Raw genomic sequence first — 10,680 nt, forward strand, 5'->3', positions numbered from 1 at the left:
TAGGCGCCCCTGATGTCCTCGAGGGGGATCGCGACGCGCGCGGTCCGACTGCGGATCGACGGCAGTTCCAGCAGGTTCAGGTCGAGGCGCCGCAGCAGGACGCCGACCTGCTCCGGGACGTTGTCGAGGGCGGCCTTCTGCTGGGAATACGGCAGCTTCGCCGCGTCCACCTTCGGGTTCTCGTCGGTATAACCCTCGATTGCCGCCTTCCGGTCGGCCGTGTTGGGTTGGGTGGTCGCGATCATCACACCGAAGGCACGTTCGTTCTGCAGGTGATCGACCAGTCCACCAGCGGCCTGCGACAGCACCGACAGGGTGCGGGCGCGCTCGGCGTCACTGGCTTCGTTGATGTGGTCGATCAAGCCGTTGGTGCCGACGACAACCGTCGCCAGCGTCGGCACGAGCATGATGAGCCCGAGCTTCGACCAGATCGGCAGATCCCGCAGCCGGCCGGCCGGCCGGCGGAGACGCGACATGACAGCGTTCGCCGTCTTGGGGCGCTTGCTCACGTCACCGTCCTCCTGATTCGGACCCGGCCATCGGATCACCGGGCACCGCACACGGCCGACTCACCGGGTCGGGCCCCCGAGATTCCATCACGACGAGTGTCAAAGAGAAAGAGCAGGCCGACCCGGACCGTTTGTGTGATGCGATGTTGCGTCCGAAGAGTTGCACATCGCCGGCCGATCGTCACTGCTCGTATATCGGTGCGTCTCTTAAAGTCACTCGCCTTGATCGGCGCGACGGGGTTGCCGCACGCACCGATCAGACCGGATCCATCAGCAATCGCGGCAGCACTGACGATTGCTCGCACGGGAGCCAACGGCAAGGCAAGATGCCGGATTGTGCAGTGTTTGAGACAGCAGTCTGTCCGAAAGGATGAGGCGGCTGGCCAAATCGACAGTCTCGCGAGACGAAAGTATGGACGTGTCGCCAATGCCGCTTAAAAGCGGACTTTAGGTCAACAACTTCGCGTACGCCGGCTTGATCACATCGTTGATGATGGCCAGCCGCTCGTCGTACGGGATGAACGCCGACTTCATCGCGTTGATCGTCAGCCACTGCAGCTCACTCCAGCCCCAGCCGAAGGCCTCGGCGAGCAGCGCCATCTCACGTGACATCGAGGTGCCGCTCATCAGCCGGTTGTCGGTGTTGACCGTGACCCGGAAACGCAGGTCGTGCAGCAACCCGATGGGATGCTCGGCGATCGAGGGCGCCGCCCCGGTCTGCACGTTGGACGACGGGCACAGCTCCAACGGGATCCGCTTGTCCCGCACGTACGAGGACAGCCGGCCCAGGCTGCTCCCGGTGATGTCGTCCACGATCCGCACGCCGTGCCCCAGCCGGTCGGCGCCGCACCACTGGATCGCCTGCCAGATCGACGGCAGCCCGAACGCCTCGCCGGCGTGGATGGTGAAGTGGAAGTTCTCCCGCTGCAGATATTCGAAGGCGTCCAGGTGCCGGGTGGGCGGGAAGCCCGCCTCCGCGCCGGCGATGTCGAAGCCGACCACCCCGGCGTCGCGGTAGCGGACCGCCAGCTCGGCGATCTCCTGCGAGCGGGCGGCGTGCCGCATCGCGGTCAGCAGCGTGCCGATCCGGATCTGGCTGCCCTGCGCGGCCGCCTCGGCGCAGCCGTCGCGGAATCCGGCGTGCACCGCGTCCACCACGTCGTTCAGGCTCAGGCCACGCTCCAGGTGCTGCTCGGGCGCGTAGCGGATCTCGGCGTAGACGACACCGTCGGCGGCGAGATCCAGCGCGCACTCGCGGGCGACCCGGTGCAGACCCTCCTCGGTCTGCATCACCGCGACGGTGTGCGCGAACGTCTCCAGGTAGCGTTCCAGCGACCCGGAGTCGGCCGCGGCGACGAACCACTCCCCCAGCCGCGCCGGGTCGGTCTCGGGCAGCTCGTGCCCGACCGCGGCGGCGAGCTCAACGATCGTGGCCGGCCGCAGTCCACCGTCGAGGTGGTCGTGCAGCAGGGCCTTCGGGGCTTTGACGATGTCGGCGTGGGTGATGGCGACCATCAACAGATGCTAGAGGGAAGCTGCCAATGATCGACGGCGCATTGCCGTACCTGCGGTGCCCGGTGTGCGGCCAACGGCTGGATCGGGCCGATGACCAGGCACTTCGCTGCCACCAAGGACACAGCTTCGACATCGCGCGGCAGGGCTACGTGAACCTGACGGCCGGCCGGTCGCCCCATCCGGGCGATTCGGCCGAGATGATCGCGGACCGGTCGACCTTCCTGGCGGAGGGCCACTACGACTTCATCGCGCGGGCACTGGCCGAAACGGCACGGACGGACGACGGCCTCATCCTGGACGCCGGTACGGGCACCGGCGACTACCTGGCCCGCGTCCTGGACGCCCGGCCCGCCGCCACCGGCCTGGGCATCGATGTCTCGAAACCGGCCCTGCGCCGCGCGGCACGCGCCCACCCCCGGGCAGGCGCGGCCCTGGCCGATCTCTGGCGCCCATTGCCCCTGGCGGATGCCTCGGTCGCGGTCCTGCTGAACGTCTTCGCGCCCCGCAACGGCCCGGAGTTCCACCGGGTCCTCCACCCCGACGGCATGCTCCTGGTCGTCACCCCGGCCCCGGACCACCTGAGGGAGTTGGTCGAAGCCCACGGCCTGATCCGCGTCGACCCCGCGAAGGCCGACCGCGTGGCGGGAACCCTGGGTGCCGCCTGGCGCGCCGAGAGCGTCTCGACCCACCGCCGCACCATGCACCTGACCGCGGCAAGAACCCGAACCCTGATCGGCATGACCCCGAGCGCCCGCCACATCCCGCTCGACGAGGTCCAGGCGACCGAGATCACCGCCACTGCGGCGATCACCCTGACGGTTTACCGCCCGGCCTAGACCGAGAGATCGACCTCTTCCCACTCCGGCGGCTCCTCGTGGTACGGGCCGGTGAACACCACCGCCCATTCCAGCGCCCACCTCCGCTGCCCGATGGCGTTGCTGTCCATCTCGCCCGGCACCGGCCGCCCGGCCTTCTCGGCCTCCTGGAAGGCCCAGTCCAGGCAGTAGTAGAGATCCAGCAGCACCGCCGCCTCGGTCGCGGCGCGCGGCGCGACCAGCGACCGCGACCGCCACCGGTCGAACGGTTCCCCGGCGGGCAGGTCCGGCATCTGCTGCATCATCCGGTCCTCGGGCGGCGCCGTCGGGTCCAGGTGCCGGCTCAGCCCGAGCAGCCAGGCCAGCGCGAACACCGCGTCGTGGTGCAGCACGAAGGACCGGTGGTCGCCCTTGCCGCCGGCCACGAACTGCCATTCCGGCGGTGTGACGAAGTCCACCAGGTGCGAGCCGAGCAACCAGCTCATCGCCGCCTCGGTGGGCATGCCGAAGCAGCGCGCGACGACCACGTGCAGGACCGCCGCGCGGGCCTCAAGCTCGGTCGTCGGGCGCAGTTCGACGCCGTCACCCGGCTCCCAGACCAGCGGGAACGCGGGCGGGGGCAGCGGCAGGCCGAGCCGGTCGAGCTCGCTCAGGCTGGCGTCGCGCACCGCTCGGGGGTCGGGGGCGGCTTTCATGACCGCTCAGGCTATGCGGTCGATCAGCAGCGGTGCCGGGGCGGGCGCGCTCGGCGCGATCCGGACCGCGCCGCCCGCGGTCGCCAGCGCCGCCGGGATCCGGCCGGCCTCATCGGTACGCAGTTCGAGCAGCACGTCGCCGGCCCGGACGGGGTCGCCCGGCCGCACCTTGAGCATGATGCCCGCACCGAAGCTGACCGGGTCCTCCTTGCGGGCCCGGCCCGCGCCGAGCCGCCAGGCCGCCAGGCCCACATCCAGCGCGTCGATGCCGGCCACCACGCCGTCGGCGGTGGCGCGCAGCACCTCGGTCTCGCGGGCGGTGGGCAGCGGGGCGTCCGGGTCGCCACCCTGGGCCCTGATCATCGCCCGCCACGAGTCCATCGCGGCACCGGACGCGAGGACCTTCGCCGGGTCGGCGTCGATGCCGGCCACGGCGAGCATCTCGCGGGCCAGGGCCAGGGTCAGCTCGACCACGTCGGCGGGACCGCCGCCGGCCAGCACGTCCAGCGACTCCCGCACCTCGACCGCGTTGCCGACGGCCAGGCCGAGCGGGGTGTTCATGTCGGTGAGCAGGGCGACCGTCCGCACGTCGTGCGCGTTGCCCAGCTCGACCATGGTCCGGGCCAGCTCCCGGGCCATCTCGACGTCCTTCATGAACGCGCCCGTGCCGACCTTGACGTCGAGCACCAGCGCGCCGGTGCCCTCGGCGATCTTCTTGCTCATGATCGAACTGGCGATCAGCGGGATGGCCTCGACCGTGCCGGTGACGTCGCGCAGCGCGTACAGCTTGCGGTCGGCGGGGGCGAGCCCGTCGCCGGCCGCGCAGATGACCGCGCCGACGTCCTGCAGCTGACGGACGAACTCGTCGTTGCTCAGCGCGGCGCGCCAGCCCGGGATCGATTCCAGCTTGTCCAGGGTGCCCCCGGTGTGCCCGAGGCCGCGCCCGGAGAGCTGCGGCACCGCGGCACCGCAGGCGGCGACCAGCGGGGTGAGCGGCAACGTGATCTTGTCGCCGACGCCGCCGGTGGAGTGCTTGTCCACGGTCGGCCGGGAGACGGCGGACAGGTCGAGACGCTCGCCGCTGGCGATCATCGCGGCGGTCCAGCGGGCGATCTCCGCGGGGGTCATCCCCCGCAGCAGGATGGCCATGGCGAGCGCGGACATCTGCTCGTCGGCGACGACGCCCTTGGTGTACGCGTCCACGACCCAGTCGATCGCGGCGTCGGACAGCACGCCGCCGTCCCGCTTGGCCCGGATGACGTCGACTGCCGCGAAACCGGTCATGCCATCACCTCCGCTAGCGCTCCGGTGATGACATTCGTCGGGCGCGGAGTTGATGATTCGCTCGCAAGCTCGCTCACTATTGCTCCCACTTGGTTCCGATGCCTTCCGGCGGTGCTCCCTCGCCGGCCCAGGACAGGCCGCCTTCGGCGTCCACGACCACAACCCTGGGGGTACGGGTGAGCCCCCAGGTCACGGCCGCGGCGGCGCTCGGGAAGTTCGGTCCCTCCTCCAGGACGCCCTTCTCCGCGTCGGCTTCCCCCGGGCTGCCCGCCGACCGCTCCCAGTAGCCGGTCCAGACCTGTTCGCCGCCGGCGAGGTCCGGGTGCACGAAGACGGTCCCCCGCCCCCGCCACTTCGCGAGCTGGGCGGGCACCGCCGGCACCGCGGACGGCCCGGTGATCTTCTCGATGTCCTCGGGCCCGAACGCGTTCGGCAGCAGCTCCGCCATCCGCAGCGGCCGGGGCAGCGCCTCGACGAGGCATTCCGCGCCGCCGTGCTCGTAGAGCAGCTGGCGGCAGCGCCCGCACGGCATCAGTGGCAGCCCGTTGGCGTCGACGCACGAGACCGCCACCAGCCGGCCGCCGCCGGTGGCGTGCAGCGAACTGACCAGGCCGCACTCGGCGCACAGCCCGACACCGTAGGAGGCGTTCTCCACGTTGCAGCCGACCACGACGCGGCCGTCGTCGACCAGCCCGGCCACGCCGACCGGGAAGTCGGAGTACGGGGCGTAGGCACGGCGCATGGCCTCAATGGCGGCGGCCCGCAGCGAGCCCCAGTCGATCTCCATGCCGCCGATTCTGCCCCACCGCCGTTTCCGCCGGTCGCGGCTCCCCCAAGGCCGTGGTTCAGAAGTGGGCCGGGCTGCGCCGGGCCCCCTTCTGAACCACGGCCTAGCAACCGATCAGCTCTTGATGTAGGGCTGCCCGTCCGCGGCCGGCGCGCGCACCCGGCCCACCAGGCCGGCCACCGCGATGATCGTCGCCAGGTACGGCAGCATGTTCAGGAACTGGCTCGGCACCGAACTGCCCGCGACGCTCAAGTAGGTGGCCAGCTTCTGCGCGAAGCCGAAGAACAGCGCCGCGCCCAGCGCCCCGAACGGGGTCCAGCGGCCGAAGATCAGCGCCGCGAGGGCGATGAAGCCCGCGCCCGCCGTCATGTTCTTGTTGAAGCTGCCCGTGGCCACCAGCGTGAAGTAGGCACCGCCGGCACCCGCGATCACGCCGCCCAGCAGGACGTTGAGGTAGCGCAGGCCGCGCACCCGGATGCCGACCGTGTCCGCCGCCGTCGGGTGCTCGCCGACCGCGCGGGTCCGCAGGCCCCAGCGGGTCCGGGTGAGCCCGAAGTGGATCGCGAAGACCAGGATCAGGGCGAGCCAGACCAGCAGGTTCGTGTCGAACAGGACCGGGCCGACGACCGGGATGTCGGCCAGGCCGGGGATCCGCCACTCGGGCATCCGCGGCGGCTGGTTGTACGACTGCGCGTCGGTCTGCATCAGACGCTCGTACAGGAAGCCGGTCATGCCCAGCGCGAGCAGGTTGAGCACGATGCCGACCACGACCTGGTCCACCAGGTAGCGGATCGCCAGCACGGCCAGGATCGCCGCGATGAGCACGCCGCCGATCGCCGCGCTGACCACTCCGGCCCAGACGCTGGTCGCCATCGTGCCGACCAGGGCCGCGCCGAACGCGCCCATCAGGAACTGCCCCTCGATGGCCACGTTGACCACACCGGAGCGCTCGCCGAGCACGCCGGCCAGGGCACCGAGCACCAGGGGAACGGCCAGCTCCAGCGTGCCGCTCGCGGTGTCGACCAGCGGCAGGAACTTGCCCGCCACCTGCCAGCACAGGAACGACAGCACGAAGCCGAGGATGCCCAGGCTCAGCACGGAGGTCTGGAACCGGCGGGCCAACCCGGCCAGCAGCACCGCGCCGGCGGCCATCGCGACCAGGCCGAACAGGATCGTGCCGAGCTGGCCGTCGATGGACAGCGCCGCGCCCGCGGCGTCCTCGCTGAGGGTGAACCGGGCGGTCTCCGCGGGTGCGAGCGGGCCGAAGATCGCCGTCGCGATCAGCCCGATCAGCACCACGCCGACACCGAGCCGGCGCTGCCGGTCCCAGAACCGGGCCGGTGCCGTGGTCTGCGTCAGGTCCTCCACCGTCGCCGTCGACATCGGGGTCACCAGCCCTTCGCCATCGATGCGCCGAGCCGCGCGGAGCGGGCGGCTCGCAGGTGGAAGATCGCCTTCACCAGCGCCGGTGCGGCGATGAAGATGACGATCAGGGCCTGGAGCACGGTCACCAGCTCCAGGGAGATGCTCGAGAACGACTGCATCCGGTTGCCGCCGGCGCGCAGGGCGCCGAACAGGATCGCGGCGGCCAGCGTGCCCCACGGCCGGTTGCGGCCGAGCAGGGCGACCAGCAGGCCGTCGAAGCCGATGTTGCCGGCCACCTGGGTGGTCAGGGCGTGCGCGGTGCCCAGCACCTGGGTCGCGCCGCCGAGCCCGGCCAGGCCACCGGCGGTGACCATGAGCAGGGTGTACGTGCGCGCGACACTGATGCCGGCGGTCTTCGCCGCGGCCGGGTTGGCACCGACGGCGCGCAGCTCGAAGCCGAACGCCGACCGGTTCAGCAGCCAGGCGACCGCCGCAGTGGCCAGGACGGCGAGCACGATGCCTAGGTTGACCCGGACCTCCCCGCCCACGGCCGGCAGCTGCGCCGAGGAGTCGACCGGCTCGCTGATCGCGTCGCTGCGCCCGCTCTGCTGGATGCCCTTCTGCAGGATCAGCCAGCTCAGGAAGAGGTTCGCGGTGTAGTTCAGCATGATCGTGACGATGACCTCGTGCGCGCCGGTGCGGGCCTTGAGGATGCCGGGCACGAAGCCCCAGAGCGCGCCGCCGAGCAGGCCGGCGACGAGCGCGGCGATCAGGTGGATCACCGGCGGCAGCGGCAGCAGGAAGCCGGCCAGCCCGGCGCAGATCGTGCCGACGACCGCCTGGCCCTGGCCACCGATGTTGAACAGGCCGCCGCGGAACGCCAGCGCCACCGACAGGCCGGTGAACACCAGCGGGGCCGCGTAGGTCAGCGTCTCGGAGATCGGGAAGAAGACCTGGCGCCAGGTGCCGGAGCCGTCGGCCCAGGCGGTGATGGCGGCCGGGTCGACGATCGCACCCTTGAGCAGGTCGGCGTACGCGTTGCTGACCACCGTCCAGCTGGCGCTCAGGGCGTCGCCCGGGCGGGCCGTGAGGTAGGAGAACGTCTCCAGCACCGCCGGGTCGGACACGATGATCAGGATCGCGCCGATGACCATGGCCAGCACGACGGAGAGCGCCGTCACCGTGACCGTGTTGGCCGACCACAGGTTGTGCATGAAGTGGCTCAGGAAGGAATCGCCGTCGCCTGGCTTCTCCGGCGCGGGCTTCGCCTTCTCCGGAGCCGCGGCCTTCTCAGGAGCGGCGGCCTTCTCAGGAGCGGCAGCCGGCTCAGGAGCGGCAGCGGCCGGTTCGTCGGTGGTCACTTGGTCCCCTTCTCTGCGACCCCGTCGCCGTCCACGTCGTCCCCCGCGGGCGCGGCCTCGGCGGCCGGCTCAGCCGGCGCCGATGGGTCGGTGATGCCCGCCATCAGCAGGCCGATCTCCTCGCGCGGGGTGTCCGGCGAGACGATCGCCAGGATGCGTCCCCGATACATGACCGCGATCCGGTCGGCCAGGGCCGCGACCTCGTCCAGCTCGCTGGAGACCACCAGCACCGCGGTGCCGACGTCCCGCTCGTGCACGATCCGGCCGTGGATGAACTCGATCGATCCGACGTCCACCCCGCGGGTCGGCTGCGAGGCGATGAACAACCGCAGCGGCCGGGACAGCTCCCGGGCCACCACGACCTTCTGCTGGTTACCGCCGGAGAGCGTGCTGACCGCCGCGTCCGGCGAGGGCGTCCGGATGTCGAACTGCTCCACCCGCTCGCGGGCCGCCACCGCCACCGCCGCCGGGTTGAGCCGGAACGCGTTGCCGTACGGCGACCGGTCGTACTGGTCGAGCACCAGGTTCTCGGCGACGGTGAACTCCTTGACCACGCCGTCGAGGCTGCGGTCCTCGGGCACGTAGCCGACGCCGGAGCGCAGGATCTGCTTGGTGCTCATGCCGATCAGGTCCTCGTTGTCGAGGAGGATCGTGCCGGCCCGCGGCTCGCGCAGGCCCATCACGGCCTCCACGAGCTCGGTCTGGCCGTTGCCCTGCACCCCGGCGACACCGAGCACCTCGCCGGCCCGGACGACCAGGTCGACGCCGTCCACCGCGCGCACGCCGCGGTCGTCCTCGACGATCAGGCCGGAGATCTTGAGGACCTCCCGGCCGGGCTCGGCCGCGGCCTTGGTGACCTCGAGGTTGACCGCGCGGCCGACCATCAGGGCGGCCAGTTCGTCCTCGGGGGTCTCCGGCGACGCGGTGCCCACGGTGCGGCCGCGCCGGATCACGGTGATCCGGTCGGCGATCTCCTTGACCTCTTTGAGCTTGTGGGTGATGAACACGATGGACTTGCCGGCGGCGGCGAGCCCGCGCATGACCGCGAGCAGCTCGCTGGTCTCCTGCGGGGTGAGCACCGCGGTCGGCTCGTCGAGGATCAGCAGGTCGACATCGCGGGTCAGGGCCTTGACGATCTCCACCCGCTGCTGGGCGCCGACCGGCAGGTTCTCCACCAGGGCGTCGGGGTCGACCGGCAGGCCGTAGCGCTCGGAGACCTCGAGGACCTCGCGCCGGGCCCGGCGCCGGTCGAGGAAGCCGGCGCGCACCTTCTCCGCGCCGAGGGCGATGTTCTCCGCCACCGTGAAGACCGGAACGAGCATGAAGTGCTGGTGCACCATGCCGATGCCGGCCGCGATGGCGTCCCGGGGGCTGCGGAAGGTCCGCGCCACGCCGTCGACGAGCACCTCGCCCTCGTCGGGCTGCAGCAGCCCGTAGAGCTGGTTCATCAGGGTGGACTTGCCCGCGCCGTTCTCACCGAGCAAGGCGTGTACCTCGCCCGGTTCGACGGTCAGGTCGATGTGGTCGTTGGCCACCAGGTCGCCGAAGCGCTTGGTGATGCCGCGCAGTTCGAGTCTCAGCGGAATCTCCTGCAAACGAGAGGCTGGTGATCAACGGGGGGACGTTAGCAGCCTGAGCAGAGCCGCCGCGCAGGCCGCGGGAGTTTCCCCGCGACCGCGCGGCGGCCGGAATGCTTGGTCGAAGCCCTGATCCTAGGAGCGGATCACTTGGGGGCGTTGGCCGACTCGACCTTGACCGTGCCGGCGATGATGTCCGCCTTGAGCTTGTCGACCTCGGCCTTGAGGCCGGCGTCGACCTTGCTGTCGAACTGGTTGTACGGCGCGATGGAGACGCCGTTGTTCTCCAGCGTGCCCAGGTAGCCCGGGGTCGACGCCAGCGGCTTGCCCGAGGCGCCGTCCGCGACAGCCGTCTCGACCGCGTCGGTGATGTTCTTGACGACCGTGGTCAGGAACACGTCGCAGTACTGCTCCGCGCTCTTGCAGCCGTCCTGGTCGACCCAGATGACCGAGACCTTGCCGCCGGACGCCTTGGCGACGTCCGCGGTACCCAGGCCCGTGCCGCCGGCCACCGGCATGATGACGTCGGCACCCTGCGAGACCTGCGAGTTGGTGATGGTCTTGCCCTTGGCCTGGTCGCCGAAGTTCTCGGCGAAGGTGCCGTTCTGCTTGGCCTTGTCCCAGCCGATGACTGCGACGTTCTTGCTCTTCTGCTTGTTGTAGTACGCCACGCCGTCGGCGAAGCCGTCCATGAAGACGGTGACCGGCGGGATCTTCAGGCCGCCGTAGGTGGCCACCTTGCCGGTCTTGGAGTAGCCCGCCGCCACGTAGC

9 protein-coding genes and 1 pseudogene are annotated in these 10,680 nt (G+C 70.9%); 1 reads left to right on the forward strand and 9 read right to left on the reverse strand.

Going from position 1 to position 10,680, the window contains the following annotated elements; translation table 11 throughout:
- Together DMB66_RS52610 and DMB66_RS52615 are read right to left on the reverse strand one after the other, a co-directional pair.
- A pseudogene (locus DMB66_RS52610) lies at positions 1-407 on the reverse strand (histidine kinase); the annotation flags it as partial.
- Between the two features lie 549 nt (positions 408-956).
- Positions 957-2,024: an adenosine deaminase gene (locus DMB66_RS52615; protein ID WP_125811590.1), complete on the reverse strand. Its 1,068-nt coding sequence runs from the start codon at positions 2,022-2,024 to the stop codon at positions 957-959.
- A gap of 26 nt (positions 2,025-2,050) precedes the next feature.
- On the opposite strand from DMB66_RS52615, the gene DMB66_RS52620 reads away from it, so the two are divergent.
- A complete protein-coding gene (locus DMB66_RS52620; RefSeq protein ID WP_125811591.1) occupies positions 2,051-2,860 on the forward strand; it encodes a putative RNA methyltransferase in 810 nt (269 codons plus the stop codon).
- On the opposite strand, the gene DMB66_RS52625 is transcribed toward DMB66_RS52620, so the two are convergent.
- The 7 genes from DMB66_RS52625 to DMB66_RS52655 form a co-directional block, all read right to left on the reverse strand.
- The gene (locus tag DMB66_RS52625) at positions 2,857-3,534 is read right to left on the reverse strand and encodes a DUF4272 domain-containing protein (RefSeq protein ID WP_125811592.1); all 678 of its coding nucleotides are present in this window, start codon (positions 3,532-3,534) and stop codon (positions 2,857-2,859) included. The two genes, DMB66_RS52620 and DMB66_RS52625, sit on opposite strands and share 4 nt — an antisense overlap.
- Before the next feature lie 6 nt (positions 3,535-3,540).
- Positions 3,541-4,818, reverse strand: coding sequence for a thymidine phosphorylase (locus DMB66_RS52630; RefSeq protein WP_125811593.1), 1,278 nt, complete (start codon positions 4,816-4,818; stop codon positions 3,541-3,543).
- Between the two features lie 76 nt (positions 4,819-4,894).
- Entirely contained in the window at positions 4,895-5,605 is a 711-nt protein-coding gene (locus DMB66_RS52635) for a cytidine deaminase (RefSeq protein WP_125811594.1), read from the reverse strand.
- A gap of 114 nt (positions 5,606-5,719) precedes the next feature.
- Positions 5,720-6,988: an ABC transporter permease gene (locus DMB66_RS52640; RefSeq protein WP_125811595.1), complete on the reverse strand. Its 1,269-nt coding sequence runs from the start codon at positions 6,986-6,988 to the stop codon at positions 5,720-5,722.
- 5 nt (positions 6,989-6,993) lie between these two features.
- Positions 6,994-8,331, reverse strand: a complete 1,338-nt coding sequence (locus DMB66_RS52645) for an ABC transporter permease (protein WP_370321050.1) — start codon at positions 8,329-8,331, stop codon at positions 6,994-6,996.
- Complete coding sequence (locus DMB66_RS52650; protein WP_125811596.1) at positions 8,328-9,926, reverse strand: ABC transporter ATP-binding protein; 1,599 nt, start codon at positions 9,924-9,926, stop codon at positions 8,328-8,330. Before DMB66_RS52650 ends, DMB66_RS52645 begins: the two co-directional genes overlap by 4 nt.
- A 128-nt stretch (positions 9,927-10,054) precedes the next feature.
- Positions 10,055-10,680, reverse strand: a 626-nt coding sequence (locus tag DMB66_RS52655; protein WP_125811597.1) for a BMP family protein, incomplete at its 5' end; no start/stop codon positions are given.

It is taken from the genome of Actinoplanes sp. ATCC 53533 (assembly GCF_003947245.1).